Annotated in this window: 21 protein-coding genes and 1 other RNA gene; 9 read left to right on the forward strand and 13 right to left on the reverse strand. The window is 38.7% G+C overall.

Annotation, left to right across the window (positions count from 1 at the left end):
* Window positions 1-383 precede the first annotated feature (383 nt).
* A complete protein-coding gene (locus tag ABVM50_RS07450) occupies window positions 384-956 on the forward strand; it encodes a hypothetical protein (protein WP_405200607.1) in 573 nt (190 codons plus the stop codon).
* 220 nt (window positions 957-1,176) lie between these two features.
* Here ABVM50_RS07450 and ssrA read toward each other — a convergent pair.
* Window positions 1,177-1,576, reverse strand: a transfer-messenger RNA (tmRNA) gene (gene ssrA, locus ABVM50_RS07455).
* A gap of 293 nt (window positions 1,577-1,869) precedes the next feature.
* On the opposite strand from ssrA, the gene ABVM50_RS07460 reads away from it, so the two are divergent.
* Window positions 1,870-3,078, forward strand: coding sequence for an NAD(P)-dependent oxidoreductase (locus ABVM50_RS07460; RefSeq protein ID WP_405200608.1), 1,209 nt, complete (start codon window positions 1,870-1,872; stop codon window positions 3,076-3,078).
* A 4-nt stretch (window positions 3,079-3,082) separates the two neighbouring features.
* Complete coding sequence (locus tag ABVM50_RS07465) at window positions 3,083-3,916, forward strand: endonuclease/exonuclease/phosphatase family protein (protein ID WP_405200609.1); 834 nt, start codon at window positions 3,083-3,085, stop codon at window positions 3,914-3,916.
* Window positions 3,917-4,033: 117 nt separating this feature from the next.
* On the opposite strand, the gene ABVM50_RS07470 is transcribed toward ABVM50_RS07465, so the two are convergent.
* The 8 genes from ABVM50_RS07470 to kdsA form a co-directional block, all read right to left on the reverse strand.
* Window positions 4,034-4,804 carry an MBL fold metallo-hydrolase gene (locus tag ABVM50_RS07470; RefSeq protein WP_405200610.1) on the reverse strand — a complete coding sequence of 257 codons (771 nt, stop codon included), beginning with the start codon at window positions 4,802-4,804 and terminating at the stop codon, window positions 4,034-4,036.
* A 63-nt stretch (window positions 4,805-4,867) separates the two neighbouring features.
* Window positions 4,868-5,152, reverse strand: a complete 285-nt coding sequence (locus ABVM50_RS07475) for a hypothetical protein (protein WP_405200611.1) — start codon at window positions 5,150-5,152, stop codon at window positions 4,868-4,870.
* Between the two features lie 104 nt (window positions 5,153-5,256).
* Window positions 5,257-6,612 (reverse strand): mechanosensitive ion channel, encoded by a 1,356-nt coding sequence (locus tag ABVM50_RS07480; RefSeq protein ID WP_405200612.1) that lies wholly within the window; start codon window positions 6,610-6,612, stop codon window positions 5,257-5,259.
* A gap of 155 nt (window positions 6,613-6,767) precedes the next feature.
* Window positions 6,768-7,622: a universal stress protein gene (locus ABVM50_RS07485; protein WP_405200613.1), complete on the reverse strand. Its 855-nt coding sequence runs from the start codon at window positions 7,620-7,622 to the stop codon at window positions 6,768-6,770.
* Window positions 7,622-9,250 carry a BCCT family transporter gene (locus tag ABVM50_RS07490; RefSeq protein WP_405200614.1) on the reverse strand — a complete coding sequence of 543 codons (1,629 nt, stop codon included), beginning with the start codon at window positions 9,248-9,250 and terminating at the stop codon, window positions 7,622-7,624. Before ABVM50_RS07490 ends, ABVM50_RS07485 begins: the two co-directional genes overlap by 1 nt.
* Window positions 9,251-9,268: 18 nt before the next feature.
* The gene (locus ABVM50_RS07495) at window positions 9,269-10,408 is read right to left on the reverse strand and encodes a hypothetical protein (protein ID WP_405200615.1); all 1,140 of its coding nucleotides are present in this window, start codon (window positions 10,406-10,408) and stop codon (window positions 9,269-9,271) included.
* 38 nt (window positions 10,409-10,446) lie between these two features.
* Window positions 10,447-11,583, reverse strand: coding sequence for a porin (locus tag ABVM50_RS07500; RefSeq protein WP_405200616.1), 1,137 nt, complete (start codon window positions 11,581-11,583; stop codon window positions 10,447-10,449).
* Window positions 11,584-11,683: 100 nt separating this feature from the next.
* Window positions 11,684-12,502, reverse strand: a complete 819-nt coding sequence (gene kdsA / locus ABVM50_RS07505) for a 3-deoxy-8-phosphooctulonate synthase (RefSeq protein ID WP_405200617.1) — start codon at window positions 12,500-12,502, stop codon at window positions 11,684-11,686.
* Between the two features lie 124 nt (window positions 12,503-12,626).
* Here kdsA and ABVM50_RS07510 point away from each other — a divergent pair, with 124 nt between their 5' ends.
* The 3 genes from ABVM50_RS07510 (at window position 12,627) to ABVM50_RS07520 (ending at window position 16,142) form a co-directional block, all read left to right on the forward strand.
* A complete protein-coding gene (locus tag ABVM50_RS07510; RefSeq protein ID WP_405200618.1) occupies window positions 12,627-13,112 on the forward strand; it encodes a DinB family protein in 486 nt (161 codons plus the stop codon).
* Between the two features lie 185 nt (window positions 13,113-13,297).
* The gene (gene typA / locus ABVM50_RS07515) at window positions 13,298-15,100 is read left to right on the forward strand and encodes a translational GTPase TypA (RefSeq protein ID WP_141877018.1); all 1,803 of its coding nucleotides are present in this window, start codon (window positions 13,298-13,300) and stop codon (window positions 15,098-15,100) included.
* Window positions 15,101-15,236: 136 nt separating this feature from the next.
* Window positions 15,237-16,142: an EamA family transporter gene (locus ABVM50_RS07520; protein ID WP_405200619.1), complete on the forward strand. Its 906-nt coding sequence runs from the start codon at window positions 15,237-15,239 to the stop codon at window positions 16,140-16,142.
* An 85-nt stretch (window positions 16,143-16,227) separates the two neighbouring features.
* Here ABVM50_RS07520 and ppgK read toward each other — a convergent pair whose 3' ends face one another.
* The 3 genes from ppgK to ABVM50_RS07535 all read right to left on the reverse strand — a co-directional run bounded on the left by ppgK (window position 16,228) and on the right by ABVM50_RS07535 (window position 18,828).
* Window positions 16,228-16,974 (reverse strand): polyphosphate--glucose phosphotransferase, encoded by a 747-nt coding sequence (gene ppgK / locus ABVM50_RS07525; RefSeq protein ID WP_405200620.1) that lies wholly within the window; start codon window positions 16,972-16,974, stop codon window positions 16,228-16,230.
* A gap of 206 nt (window positions 16,975-17,180) precedes the next feature.
* Window positions 17,181-17,735, reverse strand: a complete 555-nt coding sequence (locus tag ABVM50_RS07530; RefSeq protein WP_405200621.1) for a fasciclin domain-containing protein — start codon at window positions 17,733-17,735, stop codon at window positions 17,181-17,183.
* A 409-nt stretch (window positions 17,736-18,144) separates the two neighbouring features.
* On the reverse strand, window positions 18,145-18,828 hold the full coding sequence (locus tag ABVM50_RS07535) for a cell division ATP-binding protein FtsE (protein WP_141877023.1): 684 nt from the start codon (window positions 18,826-18,828) through the stop codon (window positions 18,145-18,147).
* Window positions 18,829-18,989: 161 nt separating this feature from the next.
* On the opposite strand from ABVM50_RS07535, the gene ABVM50_RS07540 reads away from it, so the two are divergent.
* Both ABVM50_RS07540 and ABVM50_RS07545 read left to right on the forward strand, forming a co-directional pair.
* Window positions 18,990-22,010: a tetratricopeptide repeat protein gene (locus tag ABVM50_RS07540; RefSeq protein ID WP_405200622.1), complete on the forward strand. Its 3,021-nt coding sequence runs from the start codon at window positions 18,990-18,992 to the stop codon at window positions 22,008-22,010.
* 26 nt (window positions 22,011-22,036) lie between these two features.
* Window positions 22,037-23,773: a TonB-dependent receptor gene (locus ABVM50_RS07545; RefSeq protein WP_405200623.1), complete on the forward strand. Its 1,737-nt coding sequence runs from the start codon at window positions 22,037-22,039 to the stop codon at window positions 23,771-23,773.
* 49 nt (window positions 23,774-23,822) lie between these two features.
* On the opposite strand, the gene ABVM50_RS07550 is transcribed toward ABVM50_RS07545, so the two are convergent.
* Window positions 23,823-24,389 carry a hypothetical protein gene (locus ABVM50_RS07550; protein WP_405200624.1) on the reverse strand — a complete coding sequence of 189 codons (567 nt, stop codon included), beginning with the start codon at window positions 24,387-24,389 and terminating at the stop codon, window positions 23,823-23,825.
* Window positions 24,390-24,514: 125 nt separating this feature from the next.
* On the opposite strand from ABVM50_RS07550, the gene ABVM50_RS07555 reads away from it, so the two are divergent.
* Window positions 24,515-26,143, forward strand: a complete 1,629-nt coding sequence (locus tag ABVM50_RS07555) for an amidohydrolase (protein WP_405200625.1) — start codon at window positions 24,515-24,517, stop codon at window positions 26,141-26,143.
* Window positions 26,144-26,178: the final 35 nt, after the last annotated feature.

Below are 26,178 nucleotides of genomic sequence, written 5' to 3' on the forward strand. Positions count from 1 at the left end.
TTACTCATACAAGTTTGAACTGTTGAAAACAATATGTCGCTAGTGAATCAAGATATCATAGATCAGCAGACTCGATATAGTATCTCAATTTAGAATTAGTGTGCAAAAAAAATCCTGCTTGAGTCAATTCGGTAGGATTTCTTTGATTCAAATCACAATGCAATTGTGAGTGATTGTCGAACTTGTTTTGTCTTAATTCTACTTAACCGCTACATTTTTAAAAGCCTGGCCTGTTAGAAAACTTAAAATTTTATCATTTGATAATATACTAAGCAATATGTAATCCTATAACTTTAGATTGCCAACGGGTCTGTAAAAGATAATCCAAATCAAAAAATGATTCATTAGTATACTTTTCTTGTTATTTTCAGGAAAATTTAATTATGAGAACTTTTTTTATTCTAATTTTCTGTGCATTTGGCTCGCTGGTTTACTCGCAAGACCATTGTAAAGTTAGAGCAGATATTTCATACACTAGTTCGGAAAAAGAGTATAAAATAGAACTTGACAGAAGGCAAAATGTCTCTAGTTTAATCTTATATAAGCTCTCTTCGGAAAGAAAAACTTATAGTGTTCGCGATAAAAAGAGAGTAGATGAATTACGTGGAAAGTGGAATACTGCTGAAGAGCATAGAGAACTCGAAGAAATAAGAAATAGATATAAAATTTTTGATAAGGATTCTATTTTAATCTCCAATAACAGTAAAACCTTCCAATATTCTGACTCCCTATTATTTCACTTTGAAAAAATTCTGGACGAAAAGAAAGATCAACCAGTATATACCGATGCTATGTATGTAGAGATCTATGAAAATGGACTTCAAAAGTATAAAGTCTATAATCCTCAGACAGATATTTATTCAACCGTTTATTACTTTATTCAATCGGCATTACAAGAATACTGGAAGAAAGTTTCAGAACCTATCTTAACAAAAGACTATACCTCTATTCATTAGTCACCTAAATTGTCACCTAAAAACAAAAGCCCTGTAATTATTGATGATTCGGGGCTATAGAGTGGAGTAGGAGTGGCTGGCTTCGCCTCAACCTTCTTCTCCCATCCGGTAAATGCATCTGGCTGTCCTTTCAGTCCAGGCGTTTTAAAACAAAAAGATCTGCTCAGGTAAGTACCTGGCAGATCTTTTAAATTTTAATCCGCAGCCCGGCTGCGTTTAATTGTGGAGTCGGAGGGGTTCGAACCCTCGTCCAAACAAGCAATTCAGATGCCTTCTACACGTTTAGTTTTCACTTGATTGTCGATGTAAAGCCGGCCGAAAACCACCAACTTTACACGTATTCTCGATTAAGTTTCAGAAACTCATCAAGACCCTGAGCTTCCTATATTTACTTTATCGGTGCCTCTGTTGTGGATGCCGTAAATCAAGGCCTCCACGAGACATCTCGGCTCCCTGCCTTGCAGGGACTAAGTATAACCTACTGTAATTCGGTTACGCAGCCAAGGCGTAGTTATTCTCGCCGTTTGAAAAAGTGTGAAACATGAGATTTAAGAGCTATATCCCGGCGCTCTACGTGCTTACAACTCAATTAGACTCGCTGTCAAAACCAAGTCGACCCCATAAAATAATGAACATTTTCCTAATAATCTTCTGGGCGTTCCTCTCCTCCCTTCGTCCCTTCGACAAGCTCAGGGCTCAGGGCCTCGCGGCGGGCTATTCGCTTCAATCTTTTTGCTCATAATTCACAAAAAGGATTTCCGCTGCTATCCCTAACGCAACTACTATCTATTTCAAATAATAGTACTCAGAATTTCAAAGAATAACCGATCTCTAAAAGAGATCGAGCCTGCAAAGATACTCATTTTAATTTATATCTTTGAGACACATCAAATTCTACAAAAGCTATACCATAATGATAAAATTCGCCCTAATCAGGGAACGAAAAACTCCACCAGACAGGCGTGTGGTTTTTTCTCCTCAAATGCTTCAGGAAGCCCAGAAACAGTTTCCGCAGGCAGTATTTAAAGTCGAAAGTTCTGATATCAGGATATTTAGCGACCAGCAATACAGAGAGGCTGGTTTTGAGGTAAGCGATGATGTGACAGATTGTGATGTGCTAATAGGAGTAAAGGAAGTTCCAATTCCAGATCTGGTACCTGACAAAAAGTACTTTTTCTTTTCTCATACGATCAAAAAACAGCCATATAATCGTGACTTGCTTCGTGAAGTTCTGGAAAGAAGAATCGAATTGTATGATCATGAGGTCATCACCAATAAGAATAATGGCAGGTTGATAGGCTTTGGGCGTTACGCGGGTTTAGTAGGTGCCTACAATGGAATTCGAATGATTGGTAAAAAGGAGGATCTGTTTGATTTGCCCAAAGCAGAGGATCTTCCAGATCTCGATTCACTTTTGAAAGAACTAGATAAGATAGATCTGCCTAAGTACAAATTTGTACTAACCGGAAGTGGTAAAGTAGCGCACGGAGCTAGGGAAATTCTGGAACATTTAAAAATAAAACAGGTAGATCCAGAAACTTACCTGGTGCATGAGTTCGATGAACCGGTGTTTTGTCATATTGATGTGCTGGATTACGCCAAACGCAAGGATAAGGCTGAAGGCAGCCGAATGGAATTCTATAAAGTTCCGCAGAATTATGATCCAGATTTTATGAAATTCGCGAAAACCAGTGATGTCTTTATTGCGGGTCATTTTTATGGAGAAGGTGCTCCAGTATTTTATTCCCAAGAAGATATGCAGCATAAAGATTTCAGAATAAAATATGTGGCAGATATTTCATGTGATATTGCAGGACCAGTTGCAAGTACTATACGACCTTCCACGATAGCGGAACCTTTTTATGGTGTTGACTTAAAAACAAATGTTGAGATAGATTTCAAAAGCAAAAATGCTCTAGCCGTAATGGCCGTAGATAACTTGCCATGTGAATTACCCAAAGATGCCAGCGAAGGTTTTGGAGAGATGTTTCTTAAACACGTAATTACGGCATTTTTTAATGAGGATAAGGATACTATCCTTGGCAGATCGAAAATGACCGAAAATGGAAAATTAACTGCTTTGTACTCTTATCTACAGGATTTTGTAGATGGAAAAGAATAAAACTATGATCAAAATTCTTAGTAGCTTTCTAGTTATTCTGATAAGTGCATTTTGTAGTGCGCAGGAAGTTAGCGTGATGAGCTATAATATTAAGTATGCCAACGAGAATGACGGGGAGAATAGCTGGTCTAAGCGGAAAGATTTTATTACTGATCAAATCCAGTTCTACGAGCCTCAAATCCTGGGACTTCAGGAGGCGGTAAAAATTCAGATCGAGCATTTTCTAGTTGAGGTCGATGGTTACCAATCGATTGGAGTAGCCCGGGAAGATGGCCTTGATAAAGGCGAATATACCGCAATACTTTATAAAACCGAACATTTTGAAGTTGTAGAAACAAATACTTTCTGGCTTTCAGAAACTCCAGAAGCAGTTTCAACAGGATGGGATGCAGCATTACCCAGGATCTGTACGTATGCACTTTTCAAAACTAAAAATAGCGGGAAAAAGTTCTGGGTATTCAATACTCATTTTGATCATATTGGTAAGAATGCCAGGACTAAAAGTGCTGAGTTGATCCTTAAAAAAATTGCAGAACTCAATATGAATCAACTTCCGGTACTTCTAATGGGTGATCTCAATTTAGAACCACATGCAGAAGGAGTATTTAATATTCTGAAACAACTTCAGGATTCCAGGGAAATTGCACAAAATACATTCGGGCCACAGGGAACTTTTAATGGATTCCAGTTCGATAAACCAGTCAAACGCCGAATTGATTATATTTTTGTGAGTGACCAGATTGGTATTAATAAACACGCTGTATTAACAGATTCGCATGATCTAAAATATCCTTCAGATCATTTCCCGGTTTTCATCGAAGCAGAATTCGAGGAATAATCGAAATAGTAAAAGCATCTTAGCTCCAGATTTCTAATTTCAATAAAAAAAGGTGAAAAAGTGACTTCTTATAGTGTAGTAAAGCTTTTATAGTATAGTTTCTCTGTAATTAGAAGTCTATTCAATTTCAATTACTTCGCCATCATTTGGTATATATGTCTTCTCTAAAAGACCCTTTTCTGCCAGTTCTTTACGTAATTGAGTTCTTGTAGTGGGACAATGATTGACAGCTTCTAAATGATTTGCCACTACAGATCCTGGTGCAGCTTTGGTGAATTTTACAATATCTTCCATAGTCATTAGTAAAGGTTGAAATAAATCCAACTGTGCCGTTCCACAAGCAACAACAGCGACATCTGGTTTGTATTTATGAAGTGCTTTCTCTACATCATTCGTGTAAATCGTGTCAGCACTCAAATACATTGATTTCTCGCCTGGAAGTTGAACGTAAAAACCCATTACATTTCCCATTGGTTTAGATACAAATCCATAACCGTGTTTGGCAGGGATGCCCTCAATAGTTCCATCTAAAAAATTAGATTCTTCCCAGTAATTAACTGTATTAACCGCATTCAAACCTCGTTTCTTCAGGTCTTCTTCGTCTTTGATACTACAGGTGATGGGTATTCGATTTGATTTTAGAAATTCTTCTCCGGCAGTATCAAGATGGTCAGGGTGTAGATGAGTGATAAGACAATGTGTAGTCTTCCTAACGATTTCCATAGCATTAGTGGGTAAATCGAGGATTGGATTTCTTTTTGGTTTAAATCTGAATAGTGTAAAGGTTGGTCCCGCTGTTCCTTTTTCACCCAACATAGGATCCACTAAGATAAATCTGTCTCCTGACTCTATTACCATCGTGGCATTACGCAAATGATGTATCCTCATATATACTGTCTTTTTTTAATCGATCGATGCTCTGGTTCTAACATCGTCTTCAAAATCTTAAATTTAACTACCAGCGAAAGGGGTGCCAAAAATTCCGACTGCAAGTTCTGCCCAGATGATGAAAAGTAATATAAGAATCGCCGAGCTAGCAATAATTCTCTGTTTTCGGCTTTTTAGTTTATGACGTACAAATTGAATAGCAAGTCCGCTAAGAAATAATAGACTTCCCATCACTAAAAAATCAAAACCACTCCAATTTACTTCATTGGTAAATTGCATAGCCAATAAGGGAATGAGTGAAATTGTTACTACTACAAATAAAGTAACAGATAGATCTTCAGTTCTCATTTTGCTGAAATTATAATTCCTTTCAATAAAGTTAAGTATTTATGCCTTACTGTATGAAACAAAAAAACCCGCAGAATTTGCGGGTTTTATATTCTAAATCTGAATTATAGGTCCAGCCTGTTTTCATCAGACCTTCCCGGGGAGGGATTATCTGGCCTGTTTGGATTTGCAGGATCATTGATATTTCCCGGTCTTGTTCCAGTTTGTTCATCCTGGCTGGTGTTTCCAGTCATTCCGCCTGTTCCTGGGTTATGAGGCGGATTCGTATTTCCACCATGCTGAATGTTGGAGTTATCATCCTTCAGTTTCTGCACGATCTCTTTAAAATGCTCGCCGGCAGCTTCGCGTCCACCAAGTCCATAACTCAGCGCTACCGCTACGGCGATTGCTCCAAGCGTAAGACCAAAAGCAAGTTCTACGATCTCGTTGGCAATTCCCATGGTTTCTAGTGCGATTGCAAGGAACAATGCAAAAGAAGCCCAGCGAACTATCTTTGCTACGAAATTGCTTCCGTTCGCCTTACTCATACTGTTGTAAATAAGCAGCGAGATATAATTCCCTACCGCAAGAATAATTAATCCGAATAAGATCTGTCCTGTTAGAACAAGTATCTGGTCAAGGATCTCTGTTAATTGAGTAAGTCCTATGATTTCAACAGCGGTGATAATTCCGAAGAAAACAAGGAAAAAATATACCAGGTTAGCCACCATTTTAGAAAGTGACTGGTCTTTCCCGATCATGTTATGGATCTGTATCTTTTCTGCAGCGCGGTCCAGTCCCATACTTCTAAATAGATCTTCCAGGAAGTTTGCAAGATATTTTCCACCCCAGATAAACACTGCCAGAATAATTGCAGCGATCAGGATCTCACCAATAAGTGCTGTAAAATCTGCAAGAATATCATTTGCAGGACCCGAAATCGCATCCAGACCCAAAGCATTAAATGCCTGGATGAGGAATGGAATAAAGATTACGATAAATACAACTTTCTTAAGAATATTGATCAGTTTATCGGTATCCTTAAAACCTGTTTTATCTACCATTCTATCCAGAAAAGTTCCTCCAATATTGATAAGATTGGAGACAAATTTTGCCAGGATATAACCAATAAATCCAATAAGTATGGCTGCTACAAGGTTCGGGATAAAGCCCAGGAATTCGCTTACCATATTTTCAAGCGGAGTCAGCACCTGGTCCACACCTAGAATTTCCAGGACGATCAGGATCACAATGATCATGATAACATAATACACAATGTTGGCAAGAAAGACGTTCGTATCCTCAATCTTACCTTTTCCGAAGACGCGCTCATCCCAGCGAGTTTTCTTCAGTAAGCGTACAATGACCGCTTTGATGCCTTTGGCAATAAGCCAACCGATCAATAAGACCAGCAAAGCACCTAATAAATCCGGCAGAAAGTCGCTAATTCTGTCTGCAATATTTTCCAATTCGTTTCTCATAATTTGTTTGATTAGTTAGACCGAATGAAATTAGGAGAAATGCAATTGTATTGTTAATTGATTAACAATAGTTTAGGTAATGAAATGTATAAAGCGTAATGAAATAACTGATATCGTTAAATCATTACGCTTTATTCTATTAAAATATTAAAAATCTATTTCGAGATCCAGACTGGGATATTTCGCTTCATTTTGAAAAGCTCACCTGCTACACTTCCTACAAGCAACGATGAAAAGACATTGTTCCCTTTACTGGCAATTACCATAAGATCTGCCTGCTCTTTATCAGATTCCAGTACAAGACGCTCTGCGACACTTGCATCTTTTGCCCGAAAAATCTTTGTAGTAGTATCTGTAATAAGGTATCTCTTCAAGAATTTATCGAACTTTTCCTGGCTATGCTTTTGAATCTTTGGCAACATCGCATCCTTTTCAATATATGGTGTGAATTGAATAGGAATAGAATACACATGGATAGACGAAACTCCGGCTCCGGTGTAATTTGCGAGCATAGAAGCTGTTTCAAAAGATTTAGCCGATTCGCGGGAAAAATCTGTTCCCACCCAAATATTATTCATGCTGCCTAAAGTATTCTCAGGAACAGAGACGATGTCACATTTTAAAGTTTTCATCAGCTTTTCTGAAATTCCTCCTGAACCTTCGGTGATCTTTTTCTTTCCAACAATCACGAGATCGATCGCATATTTATGAACTACGTAGCTCATAAGACTTTCGGTATAAGGATCTTCGGAAATTAAAACTTCAAATTCGGTTGAAGCTGAAAAATGCTGAGAAACCTTCTCGTCTAGCTCATCACTGATCATGGTCTCCAGATCCAGATCCTTCAGTTGTTCCTGAAAGATTTCAGAAATCTCATACTTTTTAATATTATGTACAAAATATATCTTCTCAGGCTTCAGAGTATCGGCCAGGAAAGATGCATATTGAATGAGTGTGTCATCTATTGTGCTCAAATCCAGAGCTACCAGAATGTTGTTGACTTTCTTCATTACTGATTGGTTTTATTTTCATTCTTAACATTACGCTTCTGTACAATTTCAGAAACGATCTCTTCATAATTCTTCATCTGTTTTTCAGATTTCTTTTCTTCCATTTGCTCATGATCTTCCTTCAGTCCTTTATATAAAGAATAGCACATCACCATAAGAATAATGGCGAATGGAAGTCCGGTGACAATGGTTGCGGTCTGTAATGCCTGCAAACCACCTCCAATAAGAAGCACGGCTGCCACAGCACCTTCAGTCACCGCCCAGAAAATTCGTTGTCCAACCGGAGCATCGATCTTTCCACCAGTAGTTAAACTATCAATTACCAGTGATCCGGAATCTGAAGATGTGATGAAGAAACCTGCAATAAGTAAAATAGCGACCACATTAATTACCATCGATAATGGGTAATCCTGGAAAAATACAAAGAGGGCAGTAGCGATATCAGCATTTACTGCTTCGCTTAGAACGTTATTACCAGACATGATCTGTTCAATCGCTACACTTCCAAAGGCAGACATCCAGAAAAATGTGACAATTGCCGGTACCAGTAGTACACCTAGAATAAATTCTCGAATCGTTCTTCCTTTAGAGATTCTGGCGATGAACATCCCAACGAAAGGAGACCATCCAATCCACCAACCCCAATAGAATACGGTCCAGTCATTTTGCCAGGTTCCGTTGTTATATGTTTCACTCCAGGTGGAGATTTCCAAGAAATTATATAAATAGCTTCCTGTGTTCTGAACAAAACTTCTGAAAATAAATAATGTAGGTCCTAATATGAGTGCAAGCACCAATAGAACCACCGCAATTCTCATGTTCCATTCACTCAGAATCTTCACTCCTTTATCCACACCCAGCACTACGGAAGTAGTTGCGATCAAAGTAACAATTCCAATAATTATAACTTGTGTCGTAATACCATCTGGTAGTCCAAAGACGTGGTTTAAACCTGATGCGATCTGCTGTACTCCAAATCCTAGCGAGGTCGCCAGGCCAAATAATGTGGCAAGAACAGCGAAAATATCGATCACATCACCAATTCTACCATATATCCTGTCTCCAAGAAATGGATAGAAAATAGATCTGATGGTAAGGGGTAACCCACGGGAATAAGTGAAATACGCCAGGGATAAACCTACAAGCGCATAAACTGCCCAGGCATGGAATCCCCAGTGTAGAAACGTGAAGTTCATTGCTTCCTGAGCTGCTGCGGCAGTTCCGGCAGCTTCAGTAGGTGGACTGTTAAAGTGCATCACAGGTTCACCAACCCCAAAGAAAAGAAGTCCGATTCCCATCCCTGCACTAAATAACATAGCGAACCAGGAACCGGTTTTAAATTCTGGTTTGGCACCCTGTCCACCAATTCTCATATTTCCAAATTTTGATGCTGCCAGATAGATAAGGAACACCAGGAAAATATTAATGGAAAGAATAAAAAACCAGTCGGCATTTTCAGCAACTCCAAGCTGGAGATCGCTAAAAAAACTTTCTGCTTGTTTATTGAAAATAAGCGTGAGCGTAATAATTGCAATAATGATAGCGGTAGAAGTAAAAAATACCGGACCGTTCACTTCAAGTCCAAATATTGATTTCTTTTCGTCGCTTCTGGTAACTTTTTTAGCCATAAATTAATTTAAGTCTGATTAAAAGTAATATCCTATGTTAATATTAAATCGGGCTTCCCACTTTGCGTCGGGATTCCCTGTGGAGAAGTCATCTACAAAATTTCCTCCCAGCCAGGATTGGTTATAACCGGCGGCATAATCTACATATGTATAGACCTGGCCTGCGGTGATAAGCATTCCTGTGACATTCATGAACGAATCTTCAAAACTACTTACTTTCTTATCCTGGTATCCAAAATCATTATAGAACTGAATATTGCTAATGGGTCCAAGTTCTACCGGAATGCTTTTAGAAACAGCGATTGTGTAAACATTGAAGTCTGATGCTACTTCGTAAGGAAAGCCATAAGCTCCCATTTTAATGATCTCTCTGGATTCACCCGGTAAATTTTCAGGATCATGGTCTATATTCATCGCCTGTAATTTCAGGTTCCAGTTCTTATAGAACAATTCGTAATGTAACGCCAACCCGTAATGAGTTCCTGTTTTTTCTGTATCAAGATTGTACAAACCTCCATATTGAACGGAAGTTCCCAGTCTATTTTTGATAGAATCACCAAATTTATAGATTAGCTTTCCGTTGAATTGATTTACCTCTTTATTTCTACCAACGACATCATAAGAATACCTATCTGGAGAAACTTCAGAAGTTCCACCGAAGCGCAATTCTTCAGCATTTTTGAAAAAGGCCAGATTATATTCGAACTTATCATCAATATGAACATATTTCACTCCCATGTCGTGGTCGTCTTCTAAGCCGAAATAATAGGTAAGATTAAAAAACCAATTGTGAGAATTATATTGCTGAATTCCGAAGGGAACCTGTGTTAATCCAACCTGAATTTCCTCCAAATCGTTAAAACGATATCCCAGCCAGCCTTGCTTCAGAAAACCTCCACCAAAGGATCGGGAATATAATCTGTATTCTGCGTCCACATAAATTCCCTGGTAAGATCCATTTACGTTGACCCGGAACATGTCGTACCCAAAATCACCGCCACGGTCTTTCTGTCCTTCTTTCCAGGAGGAAAGATTGTAATTGAATCTAAGCGCACCGCCAATCTTCAATTCTGGACCTTCCTGAGCATAAGAAGGCCCTCTGCTCATGAATGCAAATAGCATCATTAAAAGCAAGCTGGAAGAAGTAGTTTTTAGCATTCTGTAATTGTTATATCTAAACAGTTAATTCTGAAATTTTAGAAGTAATATCCAATATTCACGTTGAATCTAGCTTCCCACTTGGCATCGGGATTTCCAACTCCAAAATCGTCGGCGAAATTTCCTCCAAGCCATGAATGGTTGTAACCCGCGGCGTAGTCTACAAAGCAGTAGATTGGGCCAGAACTGAATAATACTCCTGTGACATTCATGAAAGAATCGGTGAAACCTTTCTCTCTTTTATCCATAAAGCCGAAATCATTATAAATTTCCAGGTGTTTAAACAACTTTGTATCGATGTCTATATATCTGGAAATCCCGAGAGTGTAAATCTCGAATTTGGCTGCGGTCTCGTAAGGAACACCATATGCTCCGAGTAATAGCTTATTTCTTGGTTCACCGGGAGCATTAATCGGATTGAATCCGGCGGTTAAAATTTGCGTTTTTACAAGCCAGTCTTCAGTGTGATACTGGTGATGGATCGCAAAGGCATACCGATCACCAATTTCTTCGGTATCCAGATTATAGATGCCACCATATTTTGCAGAGGCACCAACCCGGTGTTTTTTGGTTCCTAATGGCTTCCAGATGAATTTACCATTAACCTGGTTGATCTCTTTATTCCTACCAACGATATCATAAGAATACCTGTTTGATGAATTTTCAGAATTACTTCCAAATCGCAATTCTTCAGAATTTTTAAAGAAACCAAGATGATATTCGTAATCATCATTTTCATAGGTATAGGTGATTCCCATGTCGTAATCATCTTCCAGACCTACATAATATGGTAGATTCAGAAAGAAGTTATTGGAATTATATCGCTCGATTCCAAATGGGACTTTAGCAAGACCTGCTTCTATCTTACTATTTTCATTTAGTTCATAACCAACGACTCCGTGCTTAAGGAAATCTCCTCCAAAAGCTTCAGAATAAAATCTATATTCCGCATCGATATAAATCCCCTGATATGCACCATTTACATTCAATCTGAATAGGTCATACCCAAAATCACCACCTCGATCTTTCTGTCCTTCTTTCCAGGAAGAAAGGTTGTAATTAAAGCGCAAAGCCCCACCGATATCAACTTCAAGTTTCTCTTGTGAATAACCTGAGCTGAAAAAACATAAAGTAAGTGCTACCAGTAAACTCTGATAGAATTTCGTGTAAACCATTGATCTATATTTATTAGGCTATCCTAAGTTACAGGAATATCTGAAGATTTTCCGCTTATGATTTAAAAAAAGAAACCGCTGGAGGGCGGTTTTCAAAGTTTTAGAATGAATTAATGGTTTTTCGAATACTTACCAGATTGCTCAAAAGATTCTCCAGGTAAGCCAGATCGAGCATATTTGCACCATCACTTTTTGCATTTGCAGGATCAAAATGAGTTTCGATGAAAAGTCCGTCAACATGATTCACCACTCCGGCACGAGCGATCGTTTCGATCATATCTGGTCGGCCTCCTGTTACACCACTGCTTTGATTTGGTTGTTGTAAGGAGTGGGTAACATCAAGTACTGTTGGAGCAAATTCTCTCATCGTAGGAATTCCTCGAAAATCTACGATCATATCCTGATAACCGAACATGGTTCCACGATCTGTAACCATCACTTGCCCATTATTACAATCGGTTACCTTGGTAACGGCATGCTTCATGGATTCCGGACTCATAAACTGTCCTTTCTTCAAGTTCACCACTTTCCCAGTTTCTGCCGCTGCAACTACAAGATCTGTCTGTCTAACCAAAAATGCAGGAATTTGCAGTACATCCACATATTCTGCAGCCATCTGGGCATCGCTTACTTCGTGAATATCGGTCACTGTCGGGATCTCAAAAGTTTCAGAAACTTTACGTAAGATCTTCAAAGCCTTTTCATCTCCAATTCCCGTAAAACTATCTATTCTACTACGGTTTGCCTTTTTAAAAGAACCTTTAAATATATAAGGGATCTCCAGTTTAGAAGTGATCTCCACCACTTTTTCAGCAATTCGTAACGCCATTTCTTCCCCTTCGATCGCACATGGACCTGCAAGTAGAAAGAAATTATTAGAATTACTATGTTTTATCTGCGGAATTTTACTCAGTTCCATTTCTTCGGTTTTTTGCAAAGATAGTTCAATTAATTCCGCATCAAAAAATTGGGAGAACCCGATTTTGCTCAATCTTAGCCTGAAAAGCTTTAATTTAGAAAGAATTAACTATTAAATTAAGCTTATGAAGATCCATGAATTTCTCATTCCGCAGTTAAAACAGGAAACGGCACTTACTCTAAAATTTCTTAAACGCATTCCAGAAGATCAATTGAACTGGAAACCTCATGACAAGTCTATGAGCATCATAGAGCTCGCAAATCATCTATCGGAAATTCCAATGTGGATTAGCGGCACCATGGATCATGGCAGTATGGATCTTTCAGGATATAAAGCACCTTCAGAATCAACTGTTTCAGAAATCATCGCAACGCTTCAGAAAAATTCCGAAGAAGCCATGAAAGCTTTGCAGAAACCAGACGAAGCTTACCAGGAAAACTGGAAAATGACAAAGGATGGTGAGATTTTAATGGAGATGCCTAAGTTTAATGTTTTACAGACTATTGTGATGAATCAATTTCCGCATCACAGGGCACAACTGGGTGTTTATTTTCGATTACTAGACTTACCGGTTCCTTCAACATATGGACCTTCTGCAGATGAGCAATAATTTAAATGAATTTTGCTCGAAATTGTCTTTTCTGGAATGTTTAGGCTTTTTCCATATTTAAGAAGAAGAAATTAAGAATAGTATACAGATTAAAATAATTGATAATCAGCAAATTAAAATCTTTTAAAGATACGATGGATTAGCGAAAAATAGACGTACATTTGCAGCCTTAAAAATAAGGCTTCATGACAGCTATTAGAAATATCGCGATTATCGCACACGTTGACCACGGTAAGACGACCCTGGTTGATAAAATAATGTATCACTGTGAATTGTTCCGTGATAACCAATCTACAGGTGATCTTATCCTGGACAACAATGATCTTGAAAGAGAGCGTGGAATCACGATTACTTCCAAGAACGTTTCTGTTGTTTATAAAGACACGAAGATAAATATCATTGATACTCCTGGTCACGCCGATTTTGGTGGTGAGGTAGAACGTGTTCTAAACATGGCAGATGGTGTTCTTCTATTAGTAGATGCTTTTGAAGGTCCTATGCCACAGACTAGATTCGTTTTGCAAAAAGCGATCGACCTTGGTCTAAAACCATGTGTGGTTGTAAATAAAGTGGACAAAGAAAACTGTACTCCTGAAGAAGTTCATGAGAAAGTTTTTGACCTAATGTTCGAACTTGGTGCCGAAGAGTGGCAGTTGGATTTCCCAACAGTTTACGGTTCTGCCAAGAATAACTGGATGAGTGACGACTGGAGAAATGAAACTGAAAATATCGAGCCGCTACTTGATATGGTAATGGAGCATATTCCTGCACCTAAAGTAGATCTTGAAGGTTCTCCTCAAATGTTGATCACTTCTCTGGATTTTTCTTCATTTACAGGTCGTATCGCGATTGGTAGATTACAAAGAGGAACTTTGACTGAAGGTCAGCAGGTTTCTTTAGTGAAGCGTGATGGAAGCATCAAGAAAACAAGAATTAAAGAATTACATACTTTCGAAGGTTTAGGCCGTAGAAAGATCGAAGAAGTACAGGCAGGTGATATTTGTGCTATCGTTGGACTGGAAGGATTCGAAATTGGTGATACTGTTGCCGATCTTGAAAATCCTGAAGGACTTAAAACGATCGCTATCGATGAGCCTACCATGAGTATGCTTTTCACAATTAACGATTCTCCTTTCTTCGGAAAAGATGGAAAGTTTGTGACTTCAAGACATATCAAGGAAAGACTGTACAAAGAACTTGAAAAGAACCTTGCGCTTCGTGTTAACGAAACCGATAGTGCAGATAAATTCATGGTCTTTGGTAGAGGTGTACTTCACTTATCTGTTCTTATTGAAACAATGAGACGTGAAGGTTACGAACTTCAAATTGGTCAGCCTCAGGTAATTATCAAAGAAATTGACGGAGTGAAATGTGAGCCAATTGAAGAGCTTACAATCGATCTTCCGGAAGATGTTTCTGGTAAAGCCGTTGAAATGGTGACTATGAGAAAAGGGGAGATGCTTTCTATGGAAGCAAAAGGAGAGCGAATGAATATTCAATTCCTTATTCCTTCAAGAGGTATTATTGGTCTAAGAAACCAGTTGCTTACTGCTACTGCAGGTGAAGCGATCATGGCGCACAGATATAAAGAATACCAGCCACTTAAGGGTGGAATTCCTGAAAGACAGAACGGTTCTTTAGTTTCTATGGAAAAAGGAAAAGCAATTCCTTATTCTATCGATAAACTTCAGGATAGAGGTAAGTTCTTCGTAGATCCGGGTGAGGATATTTACGAAGGTCAGGTAATTGGTGAGAACTCACGTCAGGATGATATGGCGGTGAATATCACTAAAACTAAAAAGCTTTCTAACGTACGTTCTTCAGGAGCAGATGATAAAGCGAAAATCGTTCCTGCGATTAAGTTCTCTTTAGAAGAAGCTTTAGAATACATTCAGAAGGATGAGTATGTTGAGGTAACTCCACAGCACTTGAGACTAAGAAAGATCTACCTTACTGAAAACGAACGTAAGAGAAATAAGATTGTATAATCTTATCAACTATAATTTTGAAAAGCCTGCCGTAAGGTGGGCTTTTTCATGCAAAATTTTGGCTGAAGTTTAAAATAAGCCTGCAGGAGTATTCTGCTAAATATAGAATGCTCTAAACTCTATTGTTTAAAAATACATGGATAAATCTGTACTTAAAGGATCAATTCTGGTAGCACTTGGAGCATGTAGCTACGGGATGCTTACCACATTCGTGAAATTAGCCTATGAAGATGGTTATACTTCTCATGAAGTTACCTTTTCACAAATGGCACTTGGTCTACTCGGACTTTTACTTATAAATCTGTTTGTACGTAAGAAGGATAATGCTGAAACCGGAACTTCCAGGAACCACAGTAAATTGAAATTGATCGCGGCTGGAACAACATTAGGTCTAACCAGTTTTTTCTATTATCTCGCGGTAAAATATATACCGGTTTCTATCGGGATCGTGATGTTGATGCAAAGCGTGTGGATGGGTGTTGTACTGGAAGCTATCATGAAGCGGAAAAAGCCCGGTACTAAAAAGATTCTTGCAGTAATTGCGATTCTTGCAGGGACGCTACTCGCCACTAATGTTTTTAAAGATTCGTTCGAGATAGACTGGAGAGGAATAGGCTGGGGAGTTCTGGCTGCCATGTCCTACACAGGTACGATCTATTGCTCTAACACAGTTTCTCTGGAGATGCATTCTCTAAAACGAAGTCTATGGATGATGCTAGGTGGGTTTATCGTCGTAAGTATCATTACGTTGCCTTACCTGATCGTCGAGTTCAATACCAACATTTTCCTAAACTGGGGATTGATATTAGCCTTGTTTGGAACCATTCTGCCACCGTTACTATACACTGCTGGAATGCCGAAAATTGATGTGGGTCTAGGAGCGATCATTTCTTCTATTGAATTACCGGCCGCTGTTTTGATGGCATATTTTTTATTGAATGAGCAGGTGGATCTTGCGCAATGGCTGGGAATTGGTTTGATTTTACTTGCCGTAGTTCAAATGAATTTGAAGAAGAGTCAGCACGCTAAGGCAAAGGAGTAGTCTTTCTTCGGAATCGTATAAGAATCCTGGTTTTCATCTGAAGTTTTTGAAAATAGCAGGATTTTGAAGTATTTCGGATAGAGGTTTATCTCGCATATTTTAAGTATGCAGCAAGTGCTGCACCCAGAATACCGGAATCATTTCGAAGTTCAGCAGGAATTAAAGGGACTTTGATCTTTAGATGATCTTTAAATTTATCCCAGTCATTTGAAATTCCGCCACCAATAATGATGGTATCTGGATTCAGAATTTTTTCGACATATTCAAGGAAGGTGTTAAATCTTTCACCCCATTCCTGGTAGCTAAGTCCTTCTTCAGTCTTAATGGAAGAAGCCGCCCATTGTTCAATTTTCTCGAACTCTTTATATGGAATCTGGCCCAGTTCAAAATTTGGAATGAGTTCGCCTCGCAGGTAAGCACCACTGCCCAGGCCTGTTCCAATAGTGATCATTAATACAAATCCATCGAAATCTTTTCCTGCACCAAAATTTATTTCAGCCAGACCGGCGGCATCTGCATCGTTGATTACACTAAACTCAAGGCCGGTAGCACTTTCGAATAACTGATCTATATCTTTTTCCACCCAGTCCAGGTGTAGATTTCCTTCGTGTTTACAAATTCCTTTTTTAACTATGGTTGGAAAACCACAACCTACAGGACCTTTATGATCGAAATAAGAGACCATTTGAGAAACGGCATTTATAATACCTTCGGGTTTGCGGTCTTTTGGAGTCGGAATTCTGTGAACGGCAGTTTTCAATGATCCAGTCTGCATGTCTACAATGGCTCCTTTTAAACTGGAACCGCCAATATCTATTCCTAAAATATCCATGAATTTATTTGAGTGGATACAAGTTAATAAAAATGAAGTTTTTACTTAGCTGTTTCTTGAAAATTATCATTTCTGAAATTCCTCTAAATAATATCTCGTTTTGTGTTAGTTGAATTGCTGAAGGCCTGAACTTAAGTTTGGATCAGAACTGAAAAATAAAAAGCCACCCTAAGGTGACTTTTTAGATATGGTAGATTTTATGAGCATTATAGTTCCGGAACCAGTACTTCATCGATCACATGAATCACTCCATTGCTAGCTGGAATATCGAATAAGCCGGCACCTACAAGAATAGAGGCATCGGTATCCATATCGCTATCGTTGGTGTCAATTCCAGCAGAGCTGTTCACATAGATTGAAGGACCTAGCAAAGTCTCAATTTCTCTTGGTTTATTCTTAGGCACTACACTATTGCTGAAACGTCTTCCTTCAGTAACGTGATAGGAAAGAATTGCAGCGACCTGTTCTGGTGTAAAGTCTGTTAAACTATTATCTCCCAGAAACCTCTCAAAAGCTGCGTCGGTAGGAGCGAAGACGGTATATTGATCAGATTCTGCGAATAGGGAAGTAATTCCGGCATAATTCAAGGCAGCTAAAAGCAGGGTGAACTGTGCGTCCTCTTCAGCTGAAGCAAACTGTACTACGATAGCAGCAATACTTTCGTCACTTTTCTGAGATGCAACAGAAGCTTTTGCACTAGCATCTGCGGTGTTCAGTTCTTCTGAGACAGGTTCCTGTTCGCAGGAAATAAAAAGAATCATTAGCAGGGCAATTCCGAAGGAAGATAAAATTCTTAATATTTAAATTTTTGATTATGAGATAAATATAGATTCAAAATTGATATTGTCTAACGTAGTTAACTAAACTTTGAACAAAGTTTAATCTGTTGATAATGAAGGTTTTATGATTAAGGGTTATATATGGCTATATTAGTAAAACTTAGGGTGAACAAGGGATATTGGTGAAATTGCAATTCTAAAATCTGGTTGCATCAGCCCTGTTTTTTCCGATTCTTAATGCTGAAAATAGACGCTACTAGAATAAACAAATTCGATATGGTAAGCAGGTAAAAAACAGTATCAAAATTATTAGGGTAAGCGAGTCAGAAGTTTGCCGTTATTAAAATCATTGCAAGTACAGCAAGTATATATGCCCCTTTTCCTAAATTCATTAAACCGATTTCTGAACAACTTCGAAGACTCTTTGGCCATCGCACTTCAGGGTTTTGGAAGGATACTTCAGCAATAAGGCATAATCATGGGTTGCCATAAGGATAGTGTTACCATTCTTGCTAATTTCCTGTAAAACTTCCATTACTTCCACAGAAGTTTGTGGATCCAGATTTCCGGTAGGCTCATCTGCCAGGATCAATTCAGGATCATTCAACAATGCCCGGGCAATGGCCACGCGCTGCTGTTCTCCACCAGAAAGCTGATAAGGATATTTAAATCCCTTAGTTTTCATTCCAACTTTGTCCAGTACTTCATCGATCTTACTATCCATTCCTTTCTTGTCTTTCCAGCCTGTAGCCTTCAGTACAAAAAGCAGATTGTCTTTTATATTACGATCTGTCAGCAATTTAAAATCCTGAAAGACAACTCCCAGTTTACGTCTCAAAAACGGAATATCCTTCTCCTTTAAAGTTCGAAGATTATAATCTACAATGCTTCCTTCACCTTCAGTTAAAGGCAGGTCTCCGTACAAGGTCTTCATAAAGCTACTTTTACCAGTACCTGTTTTTCCTATCAGGTAAACGAAATCACCTTTGTAGACGGTGACATCCACTTCAGATAAAATAAGACTTTCGCGTTGATAGATCGCGGCGTTTTTTAGTTCAAGTACAGTTTGAGACATGGGTTGCTAACGTTGAATATTCGGGTAAAATTATGCTCAAATATACATTTTTCAAGGTGCAGCAACATACTTTTTTTACCATTAACATAATTATAGAAGTTAAACAACGTTATAGAATCAAGCTTTAAATTATCTTTGATTTCCAATCTAAAACATCATAAATGACACTGAAAAAAGCTTACCTGCTAGTCGTTTTCATATCCTTCTCATTTTCCGGTATTTGTCAGCAATCTGCTGCCTATACGCATGAACTGGTTGACTTCAATCGGGCCCTGGAATTGTATAATAATGAGCAATATCTCGCCGCTCAAAATCTCTTTGACGAGGTGATGGACGAGACCGATGATGAAAAGATCAAGGGAGATGCTGCCTATTATATCGCCAATGCTGCGGTGAGACTTAATCAACCGGGAGCTGACAGGCTTATGGAGAATTTCGTGACCAGGTATCCTACCAGCACAAAAACCAATTCGGCTTACCTCGATGTAGCCGATTATTATTTCCAAACCGGTAAATATGCGCTTTCCAGGAAGTGGTATGATCGTGTGGATGAAAATGCCATGAGCAAAAAGGACAGGGAGAGATATTATTTCAACAATGGGTATGCATACTTTCGTTCCAATCAATTCGAGGAGGCTCAAACTTACCTTAACCGCGTTCGGGATTCTAAAGAATATGGCGCACAGGCTAAATATTATCTTGGTTATATAGCCTATGAAGGGGATGACTATGAGGAAGCCAACGAATATTTCGAAGAAGTAAAAGGAAACGATCGCTACACCGAAGATCTTTCTTATTTCCAGGCAGATATGAACTTCAAACTTGGAAACTTCGAAAAAGCAATTGAACAGGGACTTGAGCAGTTGCCGAAAGCTAACCGACAGGAGATTCCGCAGTTGAATAAAATAATAGGAGAGAGCTACTTTAATCTTGGGAACTACCAGGAAGCGATTCCTTACTTAAAAGGTTACAACGGCCTTCAGGGCAAATGGAATAACACAGATTATTACCAGCTTGGTTACGCTTATTACAAACAGGGTAATTATGAAGCGGCGATCAGTGAATTTAATAAGATCGTTGATGGTAAAAATGCGATCGCACAGAACGCTTACTACCATCTTGCACAATCATATCTTGAGAGTGACCAGAAGCAACAGGCTTTAAACGCCTTCAAAAATGCGTCTGAAATGGAGTTTGATGCGAAGATCAAAGAAGATGCTCTTTTCAACTACGCTAAACTTAGTTACGAGATCGGAAATTCTTATGAGAGTCCGTCGCAAGTCTTGATCAATTACCTGAACGCCTATCCAGCATCAGAACATAAATCTGAAATGGAATCGCTACTCATTGATTCTTTCATTACTTCAAAAAATTATGAAGAAGCGATGAGATTGCTGGAAAATAACAGAAACTTCAGTGATAAACAGGCTTACCAGAAAGTTGCTTATTTCTACGGACTGGAACTTTTCGAAGAAGCTGAGTATTACGAGGCGATCAAGAATTTTGACAAGGCTCTAAAAGAACCTAGAAACCAGGATATCACTGCGAAAGCTACTTACTGGAAAGCTGAAAGTGAGTATAATATTAATAGGATGGATGATGCTATTCTTGGATATCGTGAATTTAAAGGAATGAGCGCTGCACGAAATACTCCGGAATATGAAGATCTGGACTATAATATTGGGTATGCTTATTTCAAGAAGAACGATTATACCCAGGCGGTAAACTACTTTAAATCATTCGCCTCTTCAGCTTCTGCGGAAGGAGCTAAGAAGAACGATGCACTTTTAAGACTTGGGGATACCTATTATGTAACCAGCCAGTACTGGCCAGCGATGGAAGCTTATCAAAAAGCTATTGATAACGGAGTGAGCAATGCAGACTATGCTGCTTTTCAGAAATCCATAAGCTACGGTTTCGTGAATAGAAATGATACCAAACTGGAAGAATTGAATGGGTTCATTAATCGTTACCCGCGCTCACCATATCGTGATGATGCGATGTATGAGTTAGGAAATACGTATGTAGCTGCAAATAATACAGACCAGGCGATACAATCCTATAATAGACTTATTCGTGATGTGCCGGAAAGTGCACTGGTTCCAAAAGCGATGCTAAGACAGGGACTTATTTATTACAACAATAATGATGGGAATAAAGCTTTGGAGAGACTGAGAAAAGTGGTTGCTGAATTTCCTAATACTCCGGAAGCAAAGCAAGCAGTATCCACCGCAAGAAACGTATATGTAGATCTAGGTCGAACTGATGAATATGCAGATTGGGTAAGAAATATTGACTTTGTAGAAGTAAGTGATTCAGATCTGGATAATGCTACGTATGAAGCAGCAGAAAATCAATATCTGAACAACAATACGGCGAAAGCAATGACAAATTTTGAAAAGTATGTTCAGAATTTCCCGAACGGGATTCACTCTATCAATGCTAATTTCTACCTCGCTCAGCTATATTATCGTGATGGGAAAGTAGACAAATCGATTGCTAATTATCGATACGTAACCTCAAAACCTAAAAACGAATTCAGCGAACAGGCACTTACACGTTTATCTGAAATTTACCTGGAGAAAAAGGATTATGGACAGGCACTTCCTTTACTGGAAAAACTGGAAACACAGGCAGATAATAACGAAAATGTAGTGTTTGCTCAGCAAAACCTGATGAAGTCTTATTATGAGACTGGAAATTTCGCAAAAGCCAATGTGTATGCTGAAAAAGTTTTAAGTAATGCTACAGCAGATACTGAAGCTAGGAACGATGCGAGAATTATGGTTGCGAGAGCAGCTATTAAATCGGGTAATGAATCTAAAGCGAGATCTGCTTATAAAGAGGTACAGAAAACTGCTACAGGAGAACTTGGCGCAGAAGCATTGTATTATGACGCTTACTTCAAGAACAGAGATAAGAACTTTGAAGCTTCGAATGCTGCTGTACAAATCCTGGCAAAAGACTTTTCAGGATATAAAATGTGGGGAGCGAAAGGCCTGGTATTAATGGCCAAAAACTTCTACGCTCTGGGAGATGCTTACCAGGCAACTTACATTCTGGAGAATGTAATAAAGAACTTCCAGAAGTACCCGGATATTGTTTCTGAAGCAAAAGCTGAACTAAGTAAGATCAAAGCTCAGGAAGCAAAAACCAATTCTTCAGTAGAAACCAACAACTAAAAATAATCTAATAGATTCACTGCTATATGCGATTTCAAGCAATTAAGAAAAATCTGTTTTTCGGTCTAATCCTTTTCGGTGGGATCTTATATGCCCAGGACCCTTTAGGTAGCGAAACGGTAACCGTAGTTAAACCTTATACACCATCTGTTCGCGATGCGAGTAAGATAAAGGCCAGTCCGGTTAGAAATGACTCGGTGACCTTGCAAAAAAAGCCCGTACAATATTCTATATTTTCGGTTCCGGTAGCATCAACTTTTACTCCGGTAAAAGGTCGGGCTACCACCGTAGAGCGAGTAAGACCTCCGAAGGTCTACGATAATTATGCGACTCTTGGATTTGGAAACTACTCCAATGTTCTGGCGGAGTTCTATTCTAATATCGAAATTGATCGTAGTAAGAATTTTGGTGTTTTTCTAACTCATAATTCCTCTCAGGGAGGCATCGATGATGTTTACCTGGATGATAAATTCTACGATACCGAGTTAAATCTAAATTACAACACAAGAAATCGGGATCTTTCATGGATCGCCGAGTTTGGAGCTGAGCATCAATTGTTCAATTGGTACGGACTACCGGAATACAATGTTCCTGCAAATCCTGAAACTTCTCAATTTCTGGCAAATCTCGATCCTCAGCAAAATTACTATTCTGTATACGTTGGAAGTGAGATTGAACTTTATGATAGCTTCTTCGAAAAAGCTAAAGCCAAATTCAGACATTCCGGAGATGCATTTTCCACTGCTGAAAATCACTTTAATGTAGATGGTCTTTTTGAAGTGGAGATCGCTGAAGAGTTGATCACAACCAAAGTTGGAGCAGATATTTTAAATGGGAAGTTCGAGCAACGTTATGATTCTAATGAAGGGTATGATTATACCTATATGATCTTCAATGCAAACCCAAGTTTATTGATCCTGAGAGATGATCTTAGTATTAATCTGGGTGTAAATTTCGTGTATGGTGCAGATGTGGAGAACAGCGATGGGGACATTTATATCTATCCTACCGTGAACGCGAGTTATAAACTTGCTGGAGATTACTTTACGGCCTATGCTGGTCTTGATGGTGACCTTGAACAGAATACATATTACAATTTCTACCAGACAAATCCATATATTTCACCAACGCTTACAATCAGGCCAACCGATAGTAAGTACAAAGGTTATGTAGGTGGAAAAGGGAAGCTATCTAACGCGATCTCTTATAATCTAAAAGCCAGTTATCAGTCTCAATTTGACAAACCATTGTTCCGAAGAAATTACGATGCGATGGTCCTTGACGGGGAACCATATACTAATGGAAACAGTTTTGATGTGGTGTATGACGATGTAAAAACTCTTGCTCTTGCTGCGGAATTGAATGTGGATGTAAACAGAAACTTCAGACTGGGAATTAATACTGAATTTTTAAATTATAATACAGATGATCAGGCAGAAGCATGGAATTTGCCAAATATGACGGCTAGTCTAAATGCAGATTATCAAATAACCGAAAAATGGTATTCTGGAGCGAATCTATTCTTTGTAGGGGAGCGTAAAGATGAAAACAGGTCTCTAAGCCTAACATTTGTTGATCCAATAGTTACTCTAGATAGTTATTTTGATGCTAACGCTCATGTTGGTTATAGATTTAATGATCAATTTTCAGCATTTGTAAAGGGAAGTAACCTGTTGAACAATAATTACCAGAAATGGATGGACTACAACGTTCAGGGTGTTCAGGTTCTGGGTGGAGTGACCTATAAGTTCGATTTTAATTAGAAATCAATCGAATCATACAAGTAAAAGGAACCTGAAAGGGTTCCTTTTTTTATTCTACAGTAAATCTAAATTGATCGGCTTCATCTGAATTTTTGAAAGTAGTAAGTAGATAAACTAGTACTCCGTTATTGGTATCTACATAAAGGTTGAGAGGTTGCTGATAGTAACTGCTAATAAAAAACTCTCCAGGTTGTTTCAAAACGATACCAAATTCACTTTGAAAGTTCTGTCCGTTTAAAAAAGCGGTAGCAATGAGCGCACTACTGGTAGAAACTTCCCCTCCACGAATGATTACTTCATCAGGACTAAGGCTCAGTAGCGTAGGATTCTCGAATCCTGTTTGCTGGTATAGATCCAGGTAGGCATATAACCTGTCTGAATTTCCAGCTACTTCAGAAATATTAATGATTTCACCATTATGTTCCTGATTAACAGAAACTTTAGTTTTGATCCATATCGTATCGTTCAATGCATAGCTTGTCCTTGAATCTTTAATTTCGATAAGGTCCGAAGTATCTATAGTGTAGGTGGCGGGTTCGATATGATCATCTTCTTCGGGACAGCAGAAACCTGCGCAAAGAAAAACAAGTGACCAGCTAAATGTGCTTAATTTCATCAAGGTATTATGAAAATACAGATTTATACAGTTGGTTGCGTGCCGCTACTTGCATTTCCTTAATTTTCCGTGAATTACACTTTAAGCTTATGCTTCTTTGATTATTTTAGTTGAAAATTTAAAATATGAGAAGATTATTACTGGTTTTTGCCATTTTTCTTACGTTTTCAAGTGTAGCACAGAAACAGGAGGCAGATCTTTTAGTGTTCAATGGCGTAGTTTATACCGTAGATTCTGAATTTAATACTACGGAAGCGTTTGCCGTTAAAGACGGTAAGTTCCTTAAAGTTGGAACTGAAGCATCCCTTAGAGAAGAATTCGATTTTTCCGAAGAATTTGATGCTAAAGGAAAAGCGGTATATCCAGGTCTTATCGACGCTCATGCACATTTTTATGGTCTTGGAATGCAACAACAACGAGTAGATCTTACCGAGACTAAAAGTTTTGCTGAGGTTGTTGCCAGAATTCAGGAATTTCAGAAAGAAAATAAAACAGAATTTATCGTAGGTCGTGGATGGGATCAAAATGACTGGGAAGTAAAGGAATTTCCTGTAAAAGACACCCTAGATCAATTATTTCCTGATACTCCAATTGCAATCACCAGGATAGATGGTCATGCGATGCTGGTAAATCAGGCGGCGCTGGATAAAGCTGGAATCACTACCAATACAGAATTTGATGGCGGAGATATCGAGCAGAAAAACGGGAAATTAACCGGGATTCTTGTTGATAATCCAATGATGCTTATTGAAGAGATCACAGAACGCGCAGATATTGAAACACAAAAGAAAGCCTTACTGGCTGCTCAGGAAATCTCATTTTCTTATGGATTAACTACGGTGGATGATGCAGGATTGGACAAGCAGGTAATTGAGCTTATCGATAGTTTAAATAATACTGGAGAATTGAAAATTCGCTTATATGCGATGCTAAGTAACAGCGATAAGAATCTTGATTATTACCTGGAAAAAGGACCTTATAAAACTGATCTGCTCAACGTACGTTCAGTGAAATTCTACGGAGATGGAGCCCTGGGTTCTCGTGGAGCAGCATTGAAAGAACCTTATTCAGATCGTGATGATCATTACGGAGCATTGCTTTCACCGGTTTCAGAATTCAAAGCAACTGCCGAACGTATCGCGAAAACTGGTTTTCAGATGAATACGCATGCCATTGGGGATTCTGCTAATTATATGGTTCTCAAAACCTATGATTCACTTTTTAGTGATTCCGAAGATAGAAGATGGAGAGTAGAGCATTCCCAGGTGATCGATGCAGATGATTTTAAATATTTCAGCAAAAATATCCTTCCATCTATCCAACCCACTCATGCCACCAGCGATATGTACTGGGCTGAAGAAAGACTTGGGGAAGAAAGGATCAAAGGCGCTTATGCCTATAAAAAACTTTTAGATCAGGCGGGAATGGTAGCTCTTGGAACAGATTTTCCTGTAGAACAGGTTAATCCATTTCTTACATTCTACGCGGCGGTAGACAGGCAGGATACCAAAAACTTTCCAGAAGGAGGATTTATGAGAGAAGAAGCACTGAGTAGGCAAGAGACCTTGCGTGGTATGACCATCTGGGCTGCTTATTCAAATTTTGAAGAAAACGAAAAAGGAAGTATAGAAGCAGGAAAATTTGCAGATTTCGTGATCCTTGATCGTGATCTTATGACAGTAGAGATCGATAAAGTTCCAGATACAAAAGTGATCTCAACTTTTGTAGCAGGGGAGCAGGTCTATAAGAACTAAAGCAATTATCTTTGTAGCTTATTAAAAATTAAAAC

This window comes from Christiangramia sp. LLG6405-1, from assembly GCF_045055805.1.
Lineage (GTDB): Bacteria > Bacteroidota > Bacteroidia > Flavobacteriales > Flavobacteriaceae > Christiangramia.